This is a genomic window from Bacillus sp. JKS001846 (genome assembly GCF_900176455.1).
Taxonomy (GTDB): domain Bacteria; phylum Bacillota; class Bacilli; order Bacillales; family Bacillaceae_G; genus Bacillus_A; species Bacillus_A cereus.
Genome location: NZ_FWYG01000001.1, coordinates 681,570 through 703,897 on the forward strand (window position 1 = coordinate 681,570; position 22,328 = coordinate 703,897).

Below are 22,328 nucleotides of genomic sequence, written 5' to 3' on the forward strand. Positions count from 1 at the left end.
AGCAAATGTGTTAAGCTTTTGAGTGGGTTTTGTCAATCCTAACTAGTAGTCGGAGGGAAATCCAATGAACAAAAAATCAATTCGTGACGTAGATTTAAAAGGTAAGCGTGTATTTTGCCGCGTTGATTTCAACGTACCTATGAAAGAAGGCAAAATTACAGATGAAACTCGTATCCGTGCAGCTCTTCCTACAATTCAATATTTAGTAGAGCAAGGTGCGAAAGTTATTTTAGCAAGTCACTTAGGCCGTCCAAAAGGTCAAGTAGTAGAAGAAATGCGTTTAACTCCAGTAGCAGCACGTTTAGGCGAGCTTCTTGGTAAAGACGTTAAAAAAGCGGACGAAGCATTCGGACCAGTTGCACAAGAAATGGTTGCAGCAATGAACGAAGGCGACGTATTAGTTCTTGAAAACGTACGTTTCTATGCGGGCGAAGAAAAGAACGATGCAGAACTTGCGAAAGAATTTGCAGCACTTGCTGACATCTTCGTAAACGATGCATTCGGTGCAGCTCACCGTGCTCACGCTTCTACAGCAGGTATCGCAGACTACCTACCAGCAGTATCTGGTCTATTAATGGAAAAAGAGTTAGATGTACTTGGTAAAGCACTTTCTAACCCAGAACGTCCATTTACAGCTATCATCGGTGGTGCGAAAGTAAAAGATAAAATCGGTGTAATTCGTCATCTATTAGACAAAGTAGATAACTTAATCATCGGTGGTGGACTTGCTTACACATTCGTTAAAGCTTTAGGTCATGAAATTGGTCTATCTCTATGTGAAGACGACAAGATCGAACTAGCTAAAGAATTTATGCAACTTGCAAAAGAAAAAGGCGTAAACTTCTACATGCCAGTTGATGTTGTAATCACTGAGGAATTCTCTGAAACTGCAACAACTAAAATCGTTGGTATCGACTCTATCCCTTCTAACTGGGAAGGCGTGGACATCGGTCCTAAAACACGTGAAATTTATGCAGATGTAATTAAAAATTCTAAGCTTGTTGTATGGAATGGACCAATGGGTGTATTCGAAATGACTCCATTCGCAGAAGGTACAAAAGCAGTAGGACAAGCATTAGCAGATGCAGAAGATACATACTCTGTTATCGGCGGTGGTGACTCTGCAGCAGCTGTTGAAAAATTCGGTATGGCTGATAAAATGAGCCACATTTCTACTGGCGGCGGTGCGTCATTAGAATTCATGGAAGGTAAAGAGCTTCCAGGTGTAGTTTGTCTTAACGACAAATAAGTAGCAGCCAAAGAAAAAGGACGGTGCAAAGCATGCGTAAACCAATTATCGCAGGTAACTGGAAAATGAATAAAACTCTATCTGAAGCAGTTAGCTTCGTAGAGGAAGTTAAAGGTCAAATCCCAGCAGCTTCAGCTGTTGATGCAGTAGTTTGCTCTCCAGCTCTATTCTTAGAGCGCCTTGTAGCAGCAACTGAAGGAACTGACTTACAAGTAGGTGCACAAAACATGCACTTCGAAAAAAATGGTGCATTCACTGGCGAAATTAGCCCAGTAGCACTTAGCGACTTAAAAGTTGGCTATGTAGTACTTGGCCACTCTGAGCGTCGTGAAATGTTTGCTGAAACAGATGAGTCAGTAAACAAAAAGACTATCGCAGCATTTGAACATGGTTTAACACCAATCGTATGTTGTGGTGAGACTTTAGAAGAGCGCGAAAGCGGAAAAACATTTGATCTAGTAGCAGGTCAAGTGACAAAAGCACTTGCAGGTTTAACAGAAGAGCAAGTTAAAGCAACTGTTATCGCTTATGAGCCAATCTGGGCTATCGGTACAGGTAAATCTTCTTCTTCTGCAGATGCAAACGAAGTATGTGCGCACATCCGTAAAGTTGTTGCAGAAGCTGTTTCTCCAGAAGCTGCAGAAGCTGTTCGTATCCAATACGGCGGTAGCGTAAAACCAGAAAACATTAAAGAGTATATGGCACAATCTGACATCGACGGCGCTTTAGTTGGCGGTGCTAGCTTAGAGCCTGCTTCGTTCTTAGGTCTTCTGGGGGCGGTAAAATGAGAAAGCCAACAGCTTTAATCATTCTTGACGGTTTCGGACTTCGTGAAGAAACTTACGGGAATGCTGTAGCACAAGCTAAGAAACCTAATTTTGATGGTTACTGGAACAAATTCCCTCACACAACGCTTACAGCTTGTGGCGAGGCAGTAGGTCTTCCAGAAGGTCAAATGGGTAACTCTGAGGTTGGTCACTTAAATATCGGTGCTGGCCGCGTAGTATATCAAAGCTTAACACGCGTTAACGTTGCAATTCGTGAAGGTGAGTTCGATAAGAACGAAACTTTCCAAAATGCAATTAAAAGTGTAAAAGAAAAAGGTACTGCACTTCATTTATTCGGTTTACTTTCTGACGGTGGTGTGCACAGTCACATGAACCATATGTTTGCTCTTCTTCGCCTAGCAGCAAAAGAAGGCGTGGAGAAAGTTTATATCCATGCATTCTTAGACGGCCGCGATGTTGGACCACAAACAGCAAAAGGTTATATCGATGCAACGAATGAAGTAATTAAAGAAACAGGAGTAGGACAATTCGCGACTATCTCTGGTCGTTATTACTCTATGGACCGTGACAAGCGTTGGGATCGCGTAGAAAAATGTTACAGTGCTATGGTGAATGGTGAAGGCCCTACTTATAAATCAGCAGAAGAGTGTGTAGAAGACTCTTATGCGAACGGTATCTATGATGAATTCGTATTGCCGTCTGTAATTGTTAACGAAGATAACACGCCAGTTGCAACAATCAATGATGATGATGCAGTTATCTTCTATAACTTCCGTCCAGACCGTGCAATTCAAATTGCTCGTGTATTTACAAACGAAGACTTCCGTGAGTTCGATCGTGGTGAAAAAGTACCTCACATTCCAGAATTCGTATGTATGACACACTTCAGTGAAACTGTAGATGGTTACGTGGCATTCAAGCCAATGAACCTTGATAACACTTTAGGTGAAGTTGTTGCGCAAGCGGGATTAAAGCAACTTCGCATCGCGGAAACTGAAAAGTATCCGCACGTTACATTCTTCTTTAGCGGTGGTCGTGAGGCTGAATTCCCAGGAGAAGAGCGTATCTTAATTAACTCACCGAAGGTTGCAACGTATGACTTGAAACCTGAAATGAGCATTTACGAAGTAACGGACGCTTTAGTAAATGAAATCGAAAATGATAAACATGATGTTATCATTCTTAACTTTGCGAACTGTGATATGGTTGGCCATTCTGGGATGATGGAACCAACAATTAAAGCAGTAGAAGCAACTGACGAATGTTTAGGAAAAGTTGTAGAAGCGATTCTTGCAAAAGATGGTGTAGCACTTATTACTGCTGACCATGGTAATGCTGATCAGGAGTTAACTGCTGATGGCGGTCCTATGACAGCTCATACAACTAACCCGGTTCCTTTCATCGTTACAAAAAATGATGTAGAGCTTCGTGAAGGTGGTATTTTAGGAGATATCGCTCCAACAATGCTTACACTTTTAAATGTGGAACAACCGAAAGAAATGACAGGTAAAACAATTATTAAATAATTTGCTTATATAAAAAGGAGAGAATTTATTATGTCAACAATTATTGATGTTTATGCTCGCGAAGTCCTTGACTCTCGTGGTAACCCAACTGTAGAAGTAGAAGTTTACACAGAAAGCGGCGCTTTCGGACGCGCTATCGTACCAAGTGGTGCATCTACTGGTGAGCACGAAGCAGTAGAATTACGTGACGGTGACAAATCTCGTTACCTTGGTAAAGGTGTTGTTAACGCAGTAAACAACGTTAACGAAATTATCGCTCCAGAAATCGCTGGTTTCGATGTAACTGACCAAGCTGGTATCGACCGTGCTATGATCGAATTAGATGGCACTCCAAACAAAGGTAAACTAGGCGCTAACGCTATCCTTGGTGTATCTATGGCAGTAGCTCACGCAGCAGCTGACTTCGTAGGTCTTCCATTATACCGTTACCTTGGTGGATTCAATGCAAAACAATTACCAACTCCAATGATGAACATCATCAACGGTGGTTCTCACGCTGATAACAACGTTGACTTCCAAGAGTTCATGATCTTACCAGTTGGTGCTCCAACATTCAAAGAATCAATCCGTATGGGTGCTGAAGTATTCCATGCACTTAAAGCTGTATTACATGACAAAGGTCTTAACACTGCAGTAGGTGACGAAGGTGGATTCGCTCCAAACCTTGGTTCTAACCGTGAAGCTTTAGAAGTAATCATCGAAGCTATCGAAAAAGCTGGTTACAAAGCTGGCGAGAACGTATTCTTAGGAATGGACGTTGCTTCTTCTGAGTTCTACAACAAAGAAACTGGTAAATATGACCTTGCAGGCGAAGGCCGTACTGGCTTAACTTCTGCAGAAATGGTTGATTTCTATGAAGAGCTTTGCAAAGACTTCCCAATCATCTCTATCGAAGATGGTTTAGACGAAAACGACTGGGATGGTCACAAATTATTAACTGAGCGTATCGGTGATAAAGTACAATTAGTTGGTGACGATTTATTCGTAACTAACACTCAAAAACTTGCTGAAGGTATCGAAAAAGGTATCTCTAACTCAATCTTAATTAAAGTTAACCAAATCGGTACTTTAACTGAGACTTTCGAAGCTATCGAAATGGCTAAACGTGCTGGTTACACAGCAGTTGTATCTCACCGTTCTGGTGAAACTGAAGATGCTACAATCGCTGACATCGCAGTTGCAACTAACGCTGGCCAAATCAAAACTGGTTCTATGAGCCGTACTGACCGTATTGCTAAGTACAACCAATTATTACGCATCGAAGACGAACTAGGCGAAATCGCTGTTTACGATGGTATCAAATCTTTCTATAACATCAAACGATAATTGTAGAAAATAAACGACAGACCGTGAGAAATCACGGTCTGTTTTTTTATGCTAAAATTGTTCACCCGTCATAAGTGACATGAAATGTTTGAAGAAGCGGTTATAGTCAAAATCAATTGCGATTTGATGAACCGGCCAATCAATAAATGGCTTCTGGTTCACTAAAGAGCGAAATTCCCCTATGCTTGCTCCTTGTGCAGAGGATTCTGTCATGACAACAATAGGTGATTTATGATACGTGAACATAGAGTTATCAAATAAAGCGAGTATTGGCATTGTGTCATGGAAAGGGCTGCCTTTTAAATGTGGTAGGGCGTCTTTATAATATCCGTAGTAATAATGATCGAATAAAGGTTTGAGAAGTGGGGCTTTTCCTTTTGCTTCAATATACTCTGCCATTTCTGGTGTAATGACGGAATATTGGGTAACGTTTAATGGGTATATGTACATGTTAGCTGTAGATTGAAGGACTATATTAGCAGCAGTAGGATCGCCATAAAAGTTTGCTTCGGAAATAGGGGTAACATTACCAGGATGTAAAAAGGCACCGCCCATTACGTAGTAAGATTTAATTTGTTTCATTAACTGTTTGCACATGATAAACAAAATTGCTAGGGAGGTAAGTCTTCCTAAACTCACAATGATTAATTCATCTTTATACTGTTCAATAAGAGGAATGACTTCAAAAAAATTCTCCATTTCTCCGTTAGTCACATTCACCTTTGGAATAATTGGACCGAGCCCCTGTTTCCCATGTACATCCGTAAAAAACGCAGGTGGGGCACCAGTAAGGGGACGTTCTGAACCACCGAATATCTTGATATTTCTATTCTTTGTTTCGTTATTAAAAAAATGAGCATTTTCTACGGCCATTTTTTTTGGAACATTGCCGTAATCAGCAACGATACCGACGATTTCTATTTCATCGATAAAGAATGCTAAGAGGAGAGCCATCGTATCATCAATCCCAGGATCACAAAAAATGAGAACTTTTTTGGGCATATGTTCACCACCTATCTTGTTTATCCCGTACAAACCAGCTTGGTGAGGACTAATAATCAATAAGGATGAGGGGAATCTCATTGATTAAAGTTTCACTTTATATATATGTAAGTTTAAGAATAAAAAGATTATTTTATTGAAATAATAGTCTTTTAAATTCAGAAAATAAAAACTTTTTATATTAGGTCAAGGTTTTTGACGTAATTTCCGTTTAGAAATGCAGTCATATCAAGGTTGTAAGCGTATAACATAAGCTGTTTTTGCTATCAAGTTGATAAATTGCAGCTTTTTACAATTTATACTATGATAAAGATATTAACAGAAGATCGTATAAACATGAGGGATGATGAACATGAAATTTACAAAGATTCTTGTCCAAATTGCTGCTCTTTACGTGTTTTATATGGTTGGAACTTGGGTGCAAGAAATGTTAAATATTCCGATTCCAGGAAGTTTGATTGGAATGTTCCTCTTACTTGTTTTACTTAGCCTAAAAGTTCTTCCAGTGAAATGGTTCGATTTAGGAGCAGAAACACTCGTTGCTATTATGCCGTTTTTATTAATTCCGCCAACGCTTGGCCTAATGAATTACGGTGCTTTTTTTATGAGTAAAGGAATTTCTCTTTTCATTACAGTTGTAGCGAGTACATTTTTAATTATTATTGTCGCAGGACATACAGGACAATATCTTGCGAATAGGAAGGAAAGAGATTCGCGATGAGCCAAATATTAATCGGAGTCGGTTGGGTTCTTTTTACGGTGCTATTATATCAATTATCTAAAAAAATCTATAAATTATTTCCAACACCATTCACCATTCCAATGCTTGTAGCAACTGGATTAATGGCTTTCCTATTTATCGTGCTTGATATACCATATCAACATTATATGGAAAGTGGTGGTGGCTGGATTGCAAAGCTACTTGGACCCGGTGTTGTAGCATTTGCAATTCCTCTTTATAAACAACGTCATGTTCTGCAAAAATATGTTGTACCGATTGCTGGCGGGGTATTAGTAGGTACAACAGTTGCAATCGCTAGTGATTTTGCGATTGCTTCACTTATGGGAACGGATAAAAGCTTAATCTTATCGTCATTACCAAAATCGGTGACAATGCCAGTTGCGATGAGTGTTTCTGAGCAAGTCGGTGGTGTACCTTCCTTAACAGCAGCTTTCGTTGTTATCGCAGGTATTACTGGAACGATTACAGGACCTCTTTTATTAAAATGGAGCCGTGTTACAAACTCAGTTGGTAAAGGTATCGGATTTGGATGTGCTTCTCATATTATGGGTGTTATGAGAGCGATGAAAAATAACGAACATGAAGGTGTTATTGGATCGGTAACAATGACATTAACAGCAATTTTGACATGTTTACTTGGACCGTTATTTGCGATGATGTTTATGTAATAGAAGAAAAGCGAGAGCGCCTCTATAGCTCTCGCTTTTCTATAGAATTTATGCTACAGTTACAATAACTGAATCTTTGTAGGAGGTACGCCAAGTGCATACGTTATTATCAGTTTTACTTATTATTGTATCGATTTTAATGATTGTTATGGTACTTATGCAATCTAGTAATAGCTCAGGCCTTTCAGGTGCAATTTCAGGCGGTGCGGAGCAATTATTTGGTAAGCAAAAGGCACGTGGAATTGAAGCGGTATTAAACCGTATTACAATTGTTTTAGCTGTATTGTTCTTTGTATTAACAATTGGTGTTACGTACTTCAATTTATAGAATTGAAAGAAGAAGCGTTAGTGAATGGTACTAATGGTTCTTCTTTTTTTGTTTTGCTATTTGAAAGATGTTTCTAATTAGATTATAGAAATACAAATATGGTACACTAGATATAGAAAGAATACGACTAGATTACAGAAGAGAAAGAGGAGAAATACATGATGAAATTAGCATCTCCGAAACCATTTACATTTGAGGGTGGAGACCGCGCTGTTTTATTACTACATGGATTCACAGGGAACTCAGCTGATGTACGTATGTTAGGGCGTTTCTTAGAAAAGAAAGGCTATACTTGTCATGCGCCAATTTATAAAGGGCACGGTGTACCACCAGAAGAGCTTGTTCATACAGGGCCTGAAGATTGGTGGCAAGATGTAACGGAGGCATATCAGCTTTTAAAAGATAAAGGTTTTGAGAAAATTGCTGTTGTTGGATTGTCACTTGGCGGCGTATTTTCTTTAAAATTAGGTTATACAGTACCGGTTTTAGGTGTAGTACCAATGTGTGCACCGATGTATATTAAGAGCGAAGAAACGATGTACCAAGGTATATTGGCATATGCCCGCGAATATAAAAAACGTGAGCAAAAATCACCTGAACAAATTGAACAAGAAATGTTGGAATTCCAAAAGACACCGATGAATACATTAAAAGCATTACAACAATTAATTGCTGACGTACGTAACAATGTGGATATGATTTATGCGCCAACATTTGTTGTACAAGCACGTCATGACGAAATGATTAATACAGATAGTGCTAACATTATTTATAACGGTGTAGAATCTACGTTAAAAGACATTAAATGGTATGAAGACTCTACGCATGTCATTACACTTGATAAACAACGTGACGAGCTACATGAGGATGTATATAACTTCTTGGAGCAACTAGATTGGTAAGATCTAGTTGCCTCTTTTTTTCATAAGGAATTTTTTGTGAAAACTGTAAAAATCATAAGGGGAGTATTGAAGTTTCACTTTATACATCCCCTATCTTTCGGATACACTAAATAATATAAGGTTTTAAAGGAGGTATTTTTGCTTGGAAGAAATCATACAAGAACATATTGATAAGTTGTTATTATTTATGAGAGAAGAAGCGTATAAACCGCTAACGATACAAGAGTTAGAAGAGGCATTTGGGATTGAAGGTTCTGAGGGCTTTAAAGATTTCGTAAAGGCACTTGTAACGATGGAAGAAAAGGGACTTGTTATTCGTACTCGTAGCAACCGTTACGGTCTTCCTGAAAAGATGAATTTAGTAAGAGGTAAGTTAATTGGACATGCACGTGGTTTTGCATTCGTTGTACCAGACGAGAAGAAAACGGGAGACGATGATCTTTTCATCCCGCCTACAGAATTAAACGGTGCACTTCATGGCGATACAGTATTAGCACGCCTTAGTTCTCAATCGAGCGGTTCGCGTCAAGAAGGTTCAATTGTACGCATTTTAGAGCGTGGAACGAAAGAACTAGTTGGTACATATACAGAATCGAAAAACTTTGGATTCGTTATACCTGACAATAAGCGCTGGACGAGTGATATCTTTATCTTGAAAAGCGCATCGATGGGTGCTGTAGAAGGTCATAAAGTAGTTGTGAAAATTACGAGCTATCCAGAGAATCGTTTAAGTGCAGAAGGTGAAGTTATTCAAATTCTAGGTCATAAAAATGATCCAGGAGTAGATATTTTATCTGTCATTCATAAACATCATTTACCTTTAGCATTCCCTGAGGAAGTGATGGAGCATGCAAACAGTGTACCAGAAACGATTTCAGAAGAAGATTTAAAAGATCGCCGCGACCTACGTGACCAAATGATCGTAACGATTGATGGTGCAGATGCGAAAGACTTAGATGATGCTGTTACAGTAACGAAGCTTGAGAACGGTAACTACAAGCTAGGCGTTCACATTGCGGATGTAAGTCATTACGTTCAAGAAGGCTCTCCAATTGATGTTGAAGCAGCGGAAAGAGCGACGAGTGTATATCTTGTTGACCGTGTAATCCCGATGATTCCGCATCGTCTATCTAACGGTATTTGTTCATTAAATCCGAAAGTAGACCGTCTGACGTTATCTTGTGAAATGGAAATCAACAACTTAGGTGATGTTGTTAAACACGAGATTTTCCAAAGTGTGATTAAAACGACAGAGCGTATGACGTATGCTGACGTAAGAAGCATTTTAGAAGATGAGGACGAAGAGTTAATTAAGCGTTATGAGCCGCTCGTACCGATGTTTAAAGAGATGGGTCAATTGGCACAAATTTTACGTGAAAAACGTATGCGCCGTGGTGCAATTGACTTTGACTTTAAAGAAGCGAAAGTATTAGTAGATGAAGAAGGAAAACCGACAGACGTTGTCATGCGCGATCGTTCTGTATCAGAGAAGTTAATTGAAGAATTTATGCTTGTTGCGAATGAAACAGTAGCAGAGCACTTCCACTGGATGAACGTACCGTTTATGTACCGTGTCCATGAAGATCCGAAAGAAGATAAGCTTGAGCGTTTCTTCGAGTTTGTAACGAACTTCGGATATGCGGTAAAAGGACGTGCGAATGAAGTGCACCCTCGTGCGCTGCAACAAATTCTTGAAATGGTTCAAGGACAGCCAGAAGAAGTAGTTATTTCAACAGTTATGCTTCGTTCTATGAAGCAAGCTCGTTACGATGCGGATAGTTTAGGACATTTCGGTTTATCAACTGAGTTCTACACACATTTCACATCACCAATTCGTCGTTACCCAGATACAATCGTTCATAGATTAATTCGTGAATACATTATTAATGGTAAAGTCGACAACGAAACGCAAGCAAAATGGCGTGAAAAATTACCTGAGATTGCAGAGCACTCTTCTAATATGGAACGCCGTGCTGTTGAAGCAGAGCGTGAAACAGATGAGATGAAAAAAGCAGAGTATATGGTTGATAAGATCGGTGAAGAGTATGACGGTATGATTAGTTCTGTAACAAACTTCGGTTTATTCGTAGAGCTTCCAAATACAATTGAAGGTCTTGTACACGTTAGCTACTTAACGGATGATTACTACCGTTATGACGAGCAACATTTCGCTATGATCGGAGAACGTACAGGAAACGTATTCCGCATCGGTGATGAAATTACAATTCGCGTTATTAACGTAAACAAAGACGAGCGTGCAATCGACTTTGAAATCGTTGGCATGAAAGGCACACCTCGCCGTAAGTTCAAAGATCGTCCAGTCGTTATCGAGCAGCCAAGAACAGGCAGAAAGAAACGCGGTGGACGTAGCGAGCGCAGTAGCGAGCGCAGTAATGAGCGCGGCGGTGAACGTGGCACAGGTAGAAAATTTGACCGTGGTGGCAAAGGAAAAGGAAGAGGATCTGCATCTGCATCCGCTTCTGCTAGCCAGCCAGGAAAAAAAGATGGTAACGGTAAGAAGAAAAAAGCATTCTTCGAAAACGTACCAGGATTCAAGAAGAAAAAGAAAAAGCGTAAGTAAGAAAAGAGTGGCTTCGCTTTGATGAAAAGCGGGGCCGTTTTCTTTTTTCTTCGTGGCTTGAGAGCGAGCCACTTTCGCTTTTTGTTGGAATCCAGCTACAGTGGCTAGAATGTTCGGCGGCTTCACTTCTTCCCGAGAGGCAAAGAGCGCCTCAAGGTCAGAAGCTCCATCCACCTCACATTCTGAGCGAGCCACTTTCGCTTTTTGTTGGAATCCAGCTACAGTGGCTAGAATGTTCGGCGGCTTCACTTCTTCCCGAGAGGCAAAGAGCGCCTCAAGGTCAGAAGCTCCATCCACCTCACATTCTGAGCGAGCCACTTTCGCTTTTTATTAACATTTGTTACAATAGTAAAAATAGAGGAGGGACGTTATATGCCAAAGGGTACAGGTAAGGTTATTGCACAGAATAAAAAAGCATTTCATGATTATTTCATCGAAGAAACATACGAAGCAGGGCTTGTCCTTCAAGGAACGGAAATTAAGTCGATTCGCGCTGGACGCGTAAACTTGAAAGATGCGTTTGCACGTGTACATAATGGTGAAGTATGGGTTCATAATATGCACATTAATACGTACGAACAAGGGAATCGTTTCAACCATGATCCACTTCGTACGAGAAAATTACTTCTGCATAAAAAAGAAATTGATAAGCTAGCGGGCGCTGCGAAAGAAACAGGTTACGCATTAGTTCCACTTAGAATTTATTTAAAAAATGGATTTGCAAAGATGGCACTTGGTTTAGCAAAAGGTAAGAAGCAATACGATAAACGTCACGATTTAAAAGAGAAAGAAGCTAAACGTGAAATTGCACGCGCGTTCCGTGATCGCCAAAAGATGTAATACAGATATTTACATTTGTAAAATGGAGCGCGTATGTTATAATAACTTATGTAAGATTGTTGCACATTGAAAAACAGCTCTTAGTAGCTATCACGATATTTTCTTCGTATGCTCCATTTTTATCATGGGGACGTTACGGATTCGACAGGGATAGTTCGAGCTTAGGTTGCGAGTCGAGGGGATCGGCCTCGTTAAAACGTCAAAGCCTATAATTGGCAAACAAAACAATCTTTCTTTAGCTGCTTAATTGCACTAAAGGTTCCTCCCTCCATCGTCCATGTGGTAGGGTAAGGGACTCAAACTAAGTGGACTACGCCGGAGTTCGCCGTCTGAGGACAAAGGAAGAGAACAACCAGACTAGCAACTTGGAAGCCTGTCGATAGGCCGAAGAGTTCGCGAAATGCTAATATATCGACTACACTCGTAGAAGCTTAAGTGCCGATATTTTTGGACGTGGGTTCGACTCCCACCGTCTCCACCAATACATATTTGGTGGTTTTTTTATTTTTTATAACAGGAAGCATAAGATGGCCGTTTTGGTCAACTTATGCTTCTTTTAGTTTACGGCCAACTTATGCTTCCAGGATTTGAAGAATATTTTTAATGTCGCCTTTAAATAAAGTCGCGACTTTTAGGGATAGCATCACATCATCATCAATCTAAGAATAGCAAATACCCCAAAACGAAAAAAATGTACATTTTTTTCGTTTTGGGGCGTTATAAAATCCTTAAGTTGATGGGCATATGGCGACTCATTTCTAGAATTGTTTTCATGTGTCAATGATAGAAATATATTTTTAATTATGGCTACTTTTCAACTAGTACGATATCATCAAGATAGGCATCACCGATGTTAACATATCCATTAATTTGTAAGATGACCTTATATGGATTATTAGTATTTAGAGTAGTAAATTCAACCGATTTTTGTTCATACTGTGTGGAAGTAAACTTCATATAAAGTGTGTCTTTTCCCCCAGGAGACTGTGCTCCTACAAATAAGGTTTTTTCAGGACCCGATACTTTTCCAGATGCGGACAGTATGTATGTAGTATTAGGCTTCAAAGTTACGTCTCCCTTAAGATGACCGATTCCTGAACTAAAATGAAGTCCTTTAGAATTATTTACTCCTGCATGCTCTTCAATATTGTAATTTAAAGAACCATATGATGGTTTAAAAGGTTCTAAACTTGAATTGTGGTCAAAATCAATATTAAAAATATAAGATTTCTCCTTTTCCTTTAATTGTACATTATCAAACTTAGCCCTCCCATTTGCTGTAGAAGCAAGTTTGACAGCAAAGTTTGACACATCTTCCCCTGTTTTAAACTTCATCTCATGATGTTCTGGCTTAAATCCTGGATACTGCTTCTTTGTTAATGGAACGATTTCTTGATTGGCATTCAGATTGCCTACTGTTACTTCTGATGGGGAAACTATACTGCCCGCTATATCAAATGTTAATGTATATTCTGTATTCGGCTTTACAGTAACAAGCTGATAGGCTGTGTCGGCATGTATTAATTTCAGATAATGATTGCCTGGTTCAGAAGTGCTGATATTCTCGGTAGAAGAATTAGGATTAGATAAAATCCAGTTATTTAGCCCATCCTCAAAGTCTCCATTCCTAATTTGTTCATTTGCAGATGGACTATCTGCTGATACAATACCTGAAAAACCTATACTGGCACTTAATACAATTGCTGTAGAAAAGACTCCTATACCGACTTTTTTTAACAATTTCTTCATCTCCTTTGGTCAGATTAAAATTTACTTTTTCATATTTCTATATATGTTTGGATAAACCTGACAAAGAACAATTTTAACAATAAATAAATTATGTATCCGAGATTTAGGTTATTTTCATTTGAAGGGGTAGAGGGAGCAACCGTGCTGTGAAGTGCAAAGTAGCTCCATCTATCCCTAAATGGTCCTCTTCCACCCAAAAACAAGGAGAACTTTTTTATTGCTCAAGTATTAGGGGTCACCATATCAAAAAAAGAAAATTGTACGTTTAGACAAATTTTAGAAACAAATTAACCGGTACCTTGTACGTTAAGGAACTAGCTAATTACGTTACTCCTTTTTTATATAATTTTTCTCTCGTAATGATCTTAGATTATTAAAATTTGTTTTTTCATTTAAGTTCCAAACATAATCACCTTTCAACGTAATATGTTCCCATCCAAGTGGAGGGAAATGTTGTAAATATTCTTCTGGTATGTCCACGATTTTTACACGTAAAGATCTACTGCACGTGATATGTATACCGTATTCCATAATACAATTGCTGAAATAAGAAGTCGCAAACTACTCGTTCTATGTAAAAAAATAACAGAATATTACATTTATTATTTATAAATTTTCCATATATTTCATATTTCGTTGTTCGGATGTATATTTAAGGTGTACCAAATCATAATAAGGGGGATTTATTTATGAAAAAAAAGAAGATTAAGAGATTTCCGTTACCAAAAAAAGTTATAACAGGGTTATTTGCCGGAGCAATGGCTTTATCTATCTGGGCTCCGGAAAGTCAAGCGGCAACTCCAGAGAACAATAAATATTATAATATTAATTTGAAAGCTAATACATGGTTAAAGTGGAATGTAGAGGGAGCATCTACTAATAATGGTCCCACAATTCGTTTATGGGGTGGAAGCAATAATGAAAATGAAAAATTCACATTTTTTCCACTTGATGGAGGATTATATGCAATTGTAAATAAAAATAGTGGAAAACCTGTAACAGTTCAAAGTGGATCCAATATATTGACTCAATATAGTTGGACTGGTTCTTCTAATGAACAATGGTATTTACGAAACCAGGGAAATAATTATTATGAAATTGTGCACCAAGCAACTGGGAAAGTTGCATCTTATGCACGAAATGGGAATGCAGAGTATGTAGATTTGGATGATTCAAATCCTTATGATCCAGATAGGGTATTCCAAATTTCCGATGCTGGTGCTAGTGTTCAACTACCAACCTTACCAACTATAGGATCTAGACCAAATGCTCCAGAGTATAATCCAACTGGGCCTATTGATCAACAGTTACCTCAAACTTCAGGTTCTGTTGTTGTTGGTGCAACTTCAATACCATGTATTATGGTAAATGATAATCAAGCAAGTGACTATACCAAAATACACAATTCACCATATTATGTTTTGGTAAAAGAAGAATATTGGGAGAAAGTACGTTCAGAAATTATTCCTGCTGGTGGCTCTAGTAAGTATACTGTTACAACAGGTGTAAGTACTGAAGATCAACAAAGGATGACTGATACGCTTTCTATGAACTTTGGAGCAGATTTAGGATTTAAATTTAAGGCCGTATCTGCGTCGCTTCAATATGGTATTTCAAAAACATTGCAAACAGAAATTAGTACAACTTCTACGGAATCAACGGAATCAACAGAGGAAAAGACTATTACAAGTATATCTGGTAAAGATACAGGATATACAGCATATCAACTGGTGACAAAATATACGTTAAAGAGAACAGACGGTTCAGCTGTTTCAAGTTCTTGGACTGTAAGAGACCCGAATCAAACACTAGTAAGAACAATAACTAATTAGAAAACTTTATCATTAAATTATTTGTAAATAAGAGGAGCAAACATATATCGTTTAGCTCCTTTTATTGTTATAAACTCTTTTAGTAAAACTTATATTTTTTCATGAGTGTACATCACCTATATAGATATAAATAGAATTTATTAATCATCTTTCTAATAACCATTTCTTTTTAATGTGCGATAAATAGTGGTTCTATCAACATTTAAAAAATCAGCAGTGTCCAAATTGTGTCATAACGTACAATTTTCTTTTTTTTGATAAGGTGACCCCTATTAGTGGTCAAAATTTTAAAAAAACGAGGAGGCTGTCTAGACAGCCCCCTCGTTTTTTTCGATATTCTAATAAATTGCATATACACTTACATTGAATGGGTCTGCAGCGTTTCTAGGATTAGCGATATAAAGTGATCTCGCTGATTCTACAGTTGTTCTATTACCATTCAATACAGCGGAAAAAATGATAGGATCCGTACCACTAGATACATCCTTCATAACATTAAAACTAATAATATCTGGGTTTCCTCCATCAGTTATTACCCATTTTAAATATTGTGTTCCAACTGGAAGAGATTCCGTACTAAAATTTCCACTTGAACGATTGTTTTGTCCTTCTAAAGGAGACGTTTGTGATAAAACAGTTGCAATTAATTGTTCCGGCATATTAATTCCTCTTTTCTTAATAAATTTATATTAATTTTTTATAACAATGATTCAACTCAAATATATGAAGGATTAAATAAAATAAGTATTGAGAAATATTTTGTATTAGGGAATCGTTTTAAAAATGGGCTTAACGTTGTAAATCCGCATTTTCCTAACGCTCCCCCTAGGGGAAGCGTTAGGAACCGTGCCGTGAAGTGTAAAGTAATTTACAGAAAATATAATACGTGATGCATCGACAGTTGCAAAAATTAACATTTATGCAACACTCCACTTGGGCTTGATTTTTATGGCGCCATAACGTTGCATATATTGTGTTGCAAATTAATTTTCGATAATACGGTGATATTTGTAGCGAAATAGAAAATAGATATTTGCAGCACTATGAATACCTTAACGTGCTGCAAAATGATTACAAAAAACCTTTTTAAAAAGTGCACCGTACACTTTTTATCCTTTTACTGGAATCTACTTTGCACTTCCCAGCACAGGTGCCCCTTCTAGCCCTTGAAAGATCTTCAATATATACAAGGACACCTCGCTCAAATTGAACGGGTAAAGAAAGCATATCAAGAGAGCAAAGTGACCTATTAACTAACGAAAGCGTCACTTCCATTTGCTCGTTTATTAAGGTTATTAGTATCAATTTGGCCAAACATTATTCCAAAGCTACATTAATAAAACACACGGCAAGCTTATGGGTTAATAATTAACACACGGTCAATTTATGCTTCCGATTCGGTTGAATAATTAGATGATTATCTACAAAAATAAGTGTTTTCTGGCCAACTTATGCTTCCAACTGCGGCCAACTTATAGGTAAAATGACATTGTATGATATGAACCATAACTTTGCCAGGTTGGCGAGGTTATGGTTCTTTTTTGTTTCTGGAAAGGTTATAGTTCTAAAAATAGAATGTATCTAATTCTTTGGTTCTTTCACTTACATCCTCAATGTATCTTGTGTGTTATCCCTTAATGATCACAATTTTATCCCGTCAAAGCCCGATTGGTGAGGACTGATAATTAGTGGGGATGAACATCTCTGTTTGATTAATTAATACTTCATTTTATTTGAATCTCCATATGTTTTGTGTTTTTATCCATACATATTGTAAGATTATATAGAGTTCTCCTAATAAACTGTTTTAATGGATTATTTAGGGGTTTTAAATTTATAAATCTTAAATTATTTTTTCGGGATAATTTTTTTATCTAAATAATTTATATTGAAGTAGAGGTGAACCATCGGTGAAGCAGGTGTTGGTGATTAAAAATGAACGGTCTTCAGCAAAGAAAATCGTAAGCGGTTTAACGCAAGAGGGCCATTTCATTTTAAAACTTCACAATGAAAACCAAGGTTTAAATATAGCATATGAGCAAGATTGGGATATTATCATATTGGATTGGGATTCATTAAGTATATCGGGACCAGAAATTTGTAGACAAATACGACTTGTTAAAACGACACCAATCATTATTGTGACCAACAATATTTCTAGCGAGGATTGCATAGCAGGGTTACAAGCAGGAGCAGATGATTATATTAGAAAACCATTTGTGAAGGAAGAATTAGTAGCGAGAGTTCAAGCTATTTTAAGAAGAAGTGACTATAACCAGCAAAATGAGACAAACTTTTTTCAGTTTAAAGATCTCTTTGTTGATGCATCTAGCAATATTGTGAAAAAAGGTGGCAAAAATCTCTCGCTTACGAAGCGCGAGTATGATTTACTTGTATTTTTAATTAAGAATAAAAATACGATATTAAGCCGTGAAATGCTTTTGAATCAAGTTTGGGGATATGACGTAGTAGTAAATCCGAATGTAGTAGACTTATATATTGGGTATGTAAGAAAAAAGCTAAAGTGCGAGAAGAAAGATAGATATATTCAAACGATACATGGCAGAGGCTATTCAATGGTTGAATGATAAAAATAAGATAATAAAGTAGTTTCTGTGAAATATTAGCTATTACTGCGCGTATTTTGTAAGGGAAGGTCTCTGTCCCGTATTCGTTGAGAAAGTATTTAATGAAGGTTAATCAACAGTCCTGACCGCACATATTACTTTTTATGCTTGATTTTATGAATTCATACGATTCACAAGATTTTCACAGAATTAATGACTATACTAATTAACAGGATGTTCAAATGAAAATGATTATCAATAGCGATTCAATTGAATAAAAGTTACTTTCTAATTCAATCTATGGATGTCATCATTTTCGAAATAAATCACACTATAAGGAGTATACATATGAAAAAATCTATGCTTTTAAAATTAGTGAGTATTCTAGCAATTTTTACTTTAATGTTAGTGGCTTGCTCAGATTCAAGTAAAGAAACTTCGAAGGCTAATAATAAAGATAATGGTAGTGATAAGCCAAAAACGGTTGAAATCACTGATGCTCATGGAACTGTTAAAGTACCTGTAAACCCAAAGAATGTAGTTGCTTTGGATAACAGAACTTTTGAAACTTTATCTGATTGGGGAATTAAATTAGCGGCTGCTCCAAAGGATATCATGCCTGCTGATTCAGCATATAAAAAGGATGAAAAAGTTCAAAATATTGGGAATCACCGTGAACCAAATCTAGAAATTATTGCAGCGGCAAACCCTGATCTTGTAATCGTTGGTCAAAGATTTGCTGATCATTATGAAGAAATCAAAAAATTAGTGCCAAATGCAGCTGTTATTGATCTTAATTTTGATGTTTCTGAGAAGGCTACTAAGCCTGGAGAAAACTTAGTAAAAGGACTTAAAGATTCTACAACTACTTTAGGTAAAATCTTTGCTAAAGATAAAGAAGCTAAACAATTAGTAGCTGATTTCGATAAATCTATTGAAAAGGCAAAATCTGCTTATAACGGAAAAGATAAAGTTATGAGTGTTATCGTTACTGGTGGAAATATTGGCTTTGCTGCGCCGCACTCTGGTCGCGTTTGGGGACCTATGTATGAAATTTTCGGTTGGACTCCAGCATTAGAAGTTTCGAATTCTACTGCAGGTCATAAAGGTGATGATGTTTCTGTTGAAGCTATCGCACAAACAAATCCTGATTGGCTTTTCGTATTAGATCGTGATGCTGCAACATCTGATGCAGCTAAGTCAACACCTGCTAAGGATGTTATTTCTAAATCACCAGCTCTTCAAAACACAACTGCTGTTTCTAAACAACAAGTTGTTTATGCACCAGAAGATACTTACACAAATGAATCAATTCAAACTTATATAGAGTTATTTGGAAATCTTGCAAAAACTTTAGCTAAGTAGTGTAAAGGGGTACGAAACAGTGTCAAAAAATATGATTTCTAGGGTTGAGAATATTTCTCAACCCCAGTTTTATAATCACAATAAAATATGGACAAAACCTTTTATAATAGCGGTTATAGTTGTTATAATTTTAGGGATTATATCACTGTTTACTGGAGTTTATGATATACGTGGACAAGAGGACGGAATGGAGATGTTTTTTATCACTCGTGTTCCGAGAACAGTTGCATTAATGCTTACTGGAGCTGCAATGGCGATGGCAGGACTCGTAATGCAATTAATTACACAGAATCGTTTTGTTGAACCTACTACAACGGGGACGATTGAATGGTCAGGCTTAGGCCTGCTTTTTGTGTATTTATTATTTCCTGCCCCGACTTTAGTTCAAAGAATGACTGGTGCAATCATTTTTTCTTTTATAGGAACTATGATTTTCTTTCTATTTTTAAGAAGAGTTAAGCTTCGTTCGTCTTTAATTGTTCCGATTATCGGATTGATGCTTGGAGCAGTAATTTCTGCAGTGTCTACTTTTTTAGGACTCCTTTTTCAAAAGACGCAAAGTATTGAAACTTGGTTTGTAGGTTCATTTGCTAACATTCAGGTGGGAAGATATGAATATTTATGGCTGATTGTTATCATTACTTTTCTTATTTTTATGTATGCTAATAGATTGACTTTAGCTGGACTAGGAGAAGATGTCGCAACAAGTCTTGGAGTTAATTACAATAGAATTGTTCTTTTTGGGACTGCTCTTATCTCTGTTGCAGTTGGAATTGTTGCAGCTGTTATTGGACACTTACCTTTCTTAGGATTAATTGTGCCAAATATCGTTTCAATGTTTAGAGGTGATGATCTTAGGAGTAATTTACCTTGGGTTTGTGTGATCGGAATGGGATCAATAACTGCCTGTGACATCATTTCTCGAACAATTATACAGCCTTTTGAATTACCTGTTTCTTTAATACTTGCAACAGTGGGAGCAGTCGTGTTTATTACTATTTTATTGAGACAAAGAAAACCAAGGAGGCTACGATGATCACATTAGAATATAGAAAAAAAGAAAATGTCGAAATCGATTCTAGCCTTCATAATGAAAGTAGATCAGCTAGCGCTTTTCGGTCTAAGAAGGAAGCAAGACGTTATTGGATTTTACTGATAACATTGATTGCTTTAGGTCTTCTTTCTTCATATGGACTTTTAGTTTATAACAATCCAGTTCCGATAGATTCACCTTCTTTTATCCCAGTCGTTAAGAGAAGGATAGTAGCTATTGTTGCAATGATTATTGCTGCGGTTTGCCATAGCTTGTCGACAGTTGCTTTCCAATCTATTACGAATAATAAAATTATTACTCCTTCACTTTTAGGTTTCGAATCACTTTATTCAGCAATTCAAACGAGTACAGTATTCTTCTTTGGTGCTAGTGCGTTAATAAATTTTAATGGAATTGGATCATTTTTATTCCAAGTTGTTGTTATGGTCTTCATGAGTTTGATACTTTATGGATGGTTACTTTCCGGTAAATACGGGAATTTACAACTTATGCTTTTAGTTGGAATTATTATTGGTACCGGGCTAAATTCTGTGTCAACTTTCATGAGAAAACTACTTGCGCCTTCAGAATTTGATATTTTACAAGCAAGATTATTTGGTTCTGTTAATCATGCAGATCCTGCATATTTTCCTATTGTAATTCCTATGATCATAATTGTAGCGGTATTAATTTTTGCTCATTCTAAGAATTTGAATGTTTTGTCACTAGGAAAAGATGTTGCTACTTCTTTTGGAGTTAAATACCAACCTAGTGTAATTTATACGCTTGTATTAGTAGCTATTTTAATGTCCATTTCAACAGCTCTAATTGGGCCACTTACTTTCTACGGCTTTTTAGTAGCAACTTTGAGTTATCAGGCAGCGGCAACTTATGATCATAGATATATTTTTCCGATGGCTTTTGCTATAGGATTTTTAATAATGACGAGCGCATACTTTTTAATGTATCATGTATTCCATGCTCAAGGTGTAGTTTCAGTTATTATTGAATTATTTGGTGGAATTATATTCTTAACTATAGTTTTAAGGAAGAGGGCTTTATGATAAAAATTGATAATGTTAAAAAGTTCTATACTGATAAGGTAAAAATAGGACCTTTGGATATTGAAATACCAAAAGCAGGCTTTACTTCTTTAATTGGACCAAATGGCGCTGGAAAGTCCACGACACTTTTGATGATTGGCAGACTTTTAGATATGGATGAAGGCCAAATTCAGGTAGCAAATATGGATGTTTCTGAATCCAAATCAAAAGACTTAGCAAAAGTTTTGACTATATTGCGACAAGAAAATCATTTTGTAACTAGGCTTACAGTTAGACAATTAGTTGGATTTGGGCGCTTTCCTTATTCAAAGGGAAGATTGACTAAAGAAGATGAGGTTATCATTTCTAAATATATCGATTTCTTAGATTTAACTAGTTTAGAGAATAGATATTTAGATGAGCTTTCTGGTGGTCAAAGACAAAGGGCATATGTAGCGATGGTATTGTGCCAAGAGACGGAATATGTACTTTTGGACGAACCTCTGAACAACCTTGATGTTGCTCGTTCTGTTCAAATGATGGAGCATTTGAGACGTGCAGCTAATGAATTTGGACGAACAATTTTGACTGTCATGCATGACATAAATTTTGCAGCTAAATACTCGGATAAAATTTGTGCTATGAAAGATGGACAAATTGCTGCTTTTGGAACAGTAGAAGAAGTTATGGACCCAACACTTTTGACAGATATTTTTGAAACAAAAATAGAGATTATTAATGGTCCTTATGGGCCGATCGCAGTTTATTAGTTATAAAATGTCTTGCG

At 37.2% G+C, this 22,328-nt stretch carries 19 protein-coding genes, 1 other RNA gene and 1 pseudogene; 17 read left to right on the forward strand and 4 right to left on the reverse strand.

Going from position 1 to position 22,328, the window contains the following annotated elements; genetic code table 11:
• Positions 1-64: 64 nt before the first annotated feature.
• The 4 genes from B9A45_RS03635 to eno are packed head-to-tail and all read left to right on the forward strand — an operon-like array spanning position 65 to position 4,889.
• A complete protein-coding gene (locus B9A45_RS03635; RefSeq protein WP_001036350.1) occupies positions 65-1,249 on the forward strand; it encodes a phosphoglycerate kinase in 1,185 nt (394 codons plus the stop codon).
• A gap of 32 nt (positions 1,250-1,281) precedes the next feature.
• Positions 1,282-2,037, forward strand: a complete 756-nt coding sequence (gene tpiA / locus B9A45_RS03640) for a triose-phosphate isomerase (protein WP_001231038.1) — start codon at positions 1,282-1,284, stop codon at positions 2,035-2,037.
• Entirely contained in the window at positions 2,034-3,563 is a 1,530-nt protein-coding gene (gene gpmI, locus B9A45_RS03645) for a 2,3-bisphosphoglycerate-independent phosphoglycerate mutase (protein WP_001231158.1), read from the forward strand. The genes tpiA and gpmI overlap by 4 nt, the downstream gene beginning before the upstream one ends.
• A 30-nt stretch (positions 3,564-3,593) precedes the next feature.
• Positions 3,594-4,889 carry a phosphopyruvate hydratase gene (gene eno, locus B9A45_RS03650; RefSeq protein WP_000103951.1) on the forward strand — a complete coding sequence of 432 codons (1,296 nt, stop codon included), beginning with the start codon at positions 3,594-3,596 and terminating at the stop codon, positions 4,887-4,889.
• 51 nt (positions 4,890-4,940) lie between these two features.
• Here eno and B9A45_RS03655 read toward each other — a convergent pair whose 3' ends face one another.
• The gene (locus B9A45_RS03655) at positions 4,941-5,891 is read right to left on the reverse strand and encodes a nucleoside hydrolase (RefSeq protein ID WP_084063870.1); all 951 of its coding nucleotides are present in this window, start codon (positions 5,889-5,891) and stop codon (positions 4,941-4,943) included.
• A 352-nt stretch (positions 5,892-6,243) separates the two neighbouring features.
• On the opposite strand from B9A45_RS03655, the gene B9A45_RS03660 reads away from it, so the two are divergent.
• From B9A45_RS03660 to ssrA, 7 genes are all read left to right on the forward strand, one after another.
• On the forward strand, positions 6,244-6,612 hold the full coding sequence (locus B9A45_RS03660; protein ID WP_084063871.1) for a CidA/LrgA family holin-like protein: 369 nt from the start codon (positions 6,244-6,246) through the stop codon (positions 6,610-6,612).
• The gene (locus B9A45_RS03665) at positions 6,609-7,301 is read left to right on the forward strand and encodes an LrgB family protein (RefSeq protein WP_000078309.1); all 693 of its coding nucleotides are present in this window, start codon (positions 6,609-6,611) and stop codon (positions 7,299-7,301) included. Before B9A45_RS03660 ends, B9A45_RS03665 begins: the two co-directional genes overlap by 4 nt.
• 94 nt (positions 7,302-7,395) lie before the next feature.
• On the forward strand, positions 7,396-7,629 hold the full coding sequence (gene secG, locus B9A45_RS03670) for a preprotein translocase subunit SecG (RefSeq protein WP_000557264.1): 234 nt from the start codon (positions 7,396-7,398) through the stop codon (positions 7,627-7,629).
• A 161-nt stretch (positions 7,630-7,790) separates the two neighbouring features.
• Positions 7,791-8,531: a carboxylesterase gene (gene estA, locus B9A45_RS03675; protein ID WP_000761976.1), complete on the forward strand. Its 741-nt coding sequence runs from the start codon at positions 7,791-7,793 to the stop codon at positions 8,529-8,531.
• Between the two features lie 142 nt (positions 8,532-8,673).
• Complete coding sequence (gene rnr, locus B9A45_RS03680; protein ID WP_000391097.1) at positions 8,674-11,112, forward strand: ribonuclease R; 2,439 nt, start codon at positions 8,674-8,676, stop codon at positions 11,110-11,112.
• 372 nt (positions 11,113-11,484) lie between these two features.
• On the forward strand, positions 11,485-11,952 hold the full coding sequence (gene smpB, locus B9A45_RS03695) for an SsrA-binding protein (protein WP_001123919.1): 468 nt from the start codon (positions 11,485-11,487) through the stop codon (positions 11,950-11,952).
• A 126-nt stretch (positions 11,953-12,078) separates the two neighbouring features.
• Positions 12,079-12,433, forward strand: a transfer-messenger RNA (tmRNA) gene (ssrA, locus tag B9A45_RS03700).
• 326 nt (positions 12,434-12,759) lie between these two features.
• Here ssrA and B9A45_RS03705 read toward each other — a convergent pair.
• The gene (locus tag B9A45_RS03705) at positions 12,760-13,692 is read right to left on the reverse strand and encodes a carbohydrate binding domain-containing protein (protein WP_084063872.1); all 933 of its coding nucleotides are present in this window, start codon (positions 13,690-13,692) and stop codon (positions 12,760-12,762) included.
• Between the two features lie 336 nt (positions 13,693-14,028).
• Positions 14,029-14,276, reverse strand: a pseudogene (locus B9A45_RS03710) (Tn3 family transposase); the annotation flags it as partial.
• A 114-nt stretch (positions 14,277-14,390) separates the two neighbouring features.
• Between B9A45_RS03710 and B9A45_RS03715 the strand changes: the two are divergent.
• Positions 14,391-15,533: an RICIN domain-containing protein gene (locus B9A45_RS03715; RefSeq protein ID WP_016110923.1), complete on the forward strand. Its 1,143-nt coding sequence runs from the start codon at positions 14,391-14,393 to the stop codon at positions 15,531-15,533.
• A 338-nt stretch (positions 15,534-15,871) separates the two neighbouring features.
• Here B9A45_RS03715 and B9A45_RS03720 read toward each other — a convergent pair whose 3' ends face one another.
• Positions 15,872-16,192: a hypothetical protein gene (locus tag B9A45_RS03720; protein WP_016110922.1), complete on the reverse strand. Its 321-nt coding sequence runs from the start codon at positions 16,190-16,192 to the stop codon at positions 15,872-15,874.
• Between the two features lie 1,251 nt (positions 16,193-17,443).
• On the opposite strand from B9A45_RS03720, the gene B9A45_RS03725 reads away from it, so the two are divergent.
• From B9A45_RS03725 to B9A45_RS03745, 5 genes are all read left to right on the forward strand, one after another.
• Positions 17,444-18,121, forward strand: a complete 678-nt coding sequence (locus B9A45_RS03725) for a response regulator transcription factor (protein ID WP_000815809.1) — start codon at positions 17,444-17,446, stop codon at positions 18,119-18,121.
• A gap of 327 nt (positions 18,122-18,448) precedes the next feature.
• On the forward strand, positions 18,449-19,465 hold the full coding sequence (locus B9A45_RS03730; RefSeq protein ID WP_000749436.1) for a siderophore ABC transporter substrate-binding protein: 1,017 nt from the start codon (positions 18,449-18,451) through the stop codon (positions 19,463-19,465).
• Between the two features lie 19 nt (positions 19,466-19,484).
• Positions 19,485-20,501: an ABC transporter permease gene (locus B9A45_RS03735; RefSeq protein WP_000042063.1), complete on the forward strand. Its 1,017-nt coding sequence runs from the start codon at positions 19,485-19,487 to the stop codon at positions 20,499-20,501.
• The gene (locus tag B9A45_RS03740) at positions 20,498-21,562 is read left to right on the forward strand and encodes an iron chelate uptake ABC transporter family permease subunit (protein WP_000631244.1); all 1,065 of its coding nucleotides are present in this window, start codon (positions 20,498-20,500) and stop codon (positions 21,560-21,562) included. Before B9A45_RS03735 ends, B9A45_RS03740 begins: the two co-directional genes overlap by 4 nt.
• The gene (locus B9A45_RS03745; RefSeq protein WP_000590070.1) at positions 21,559-22,311 is read left to right on the forward strand and encodes an iron ABC transporter ATP-binding protein; all 753 of its coding nucleotides are present in this window, start codon (positions 21,559-21,561) and stop codon (positions 22,309-22,311) included. Before B9A45_RS03740 ends, B9A45_RS03745 begins: the two co-directional genes overlap by 4 nt.
• Positions 22,312-22,328 lie beyond the last annotated feature (17 nt).

Excerpts from the sequence above, each read along its gene's own strand:
- B9A45_RS03720 (WP_016110922.1), bottom strand. The coding sequence starts at position 16,192 with ATGCCGGAACAATTAATTGCAACTGTTTTATCACAAACGTCTCCTTTA.
- estA (WP_000761976.1), top strand. The coding sequence starts at position 7,791 with ATGAAATTAGCATCTCCGAAACCATTTACATTTGAGGGTGGAGACCGC.
- B9A45_RS03665 (WP_000078309.1), top strand. The coding sequence starts at position 6,609 with ATGAGCCAAATATTAATCGGAGTCGGTTGGGTTCTTTTTACGGTGCTA.
- tpiA (WP_001231038.1), top strand. The coding sequence starts at position 1,282 with ATGCGTAAACCAATTATCGCAGGTAACTGGAAAATGAATAAAACTCTA.
- eno (WP_000103951.1), top strand. The coding sequence starts at position 3,594 with ATGTCAACAATTATTGATGTTTATGCTCGCGAAGTCCTTGACTCTCGT.
- gpmI (WP_001231158.1), top strand. The coding sequence starts at position 2,034 with ATGAGAAAGCCAACAGCTTTAATCATTCTTGACGGTTTCGGACTTCGT.
- B9A45_RS03740 (WP_000631244.1), top strand. The coding sequence starts at position 20,498 with ATGATCACATTAGAATATAGAAAAAAAGAAAATGTCGAAATCGATTCT.
- B9A45_RS03655 (WP_084063870.1), bottom strand. The coding sequence starts at position 5,891 with ATGCCCAAAAAAGTTCTCATTTTTTGTGATCCTGGGATTGATGATACG.
- B9A45_RS03660 (WP_084063871.1), top strand. The coding sequence starts at position 6,244 with ATGAAATTTACAAAGATTCTTGTCCAAATTGCTGCTCTTTACGTGTTT.
- B9A45_RS03730 (WP_000749436.1), top strand. The coding sequence starts at position 18,449 with ATGAAAAAATCTATGCTTTTAAAATTAGTGAGTATTCTAGCAATTTTT.
- B9A45_RS03745 (WP_000590070.1), top strand. The coding sequence starts at position 21,559 with ATGATAAAAATTGATAATGTTAAAAAGTTCTATACTGATAAGGTAAAA.
- smpB (WP_001123919.1), top strand. The coding sequence starts at position 11,485 with ATGCCAAAGGGTACAGGTAAGGTTATTGCACAGAATAAAAAAGCATTT.
- B9A45_RS03715 (WP_016110923.1), top strand. The coding sequence starts at position 14,391 with ATGAAAAAAAAGAAGATTAAGAGATTTCCGTTACCAAAAAAAGTTATA.
- B9A45_RS03635 (WP_001036350.1), top strand. The coding sequence starts at position 65 with ATGAACAAAAAATCAATTCGTGACGTAGATTTAAAAGGTAAGCGTGTA.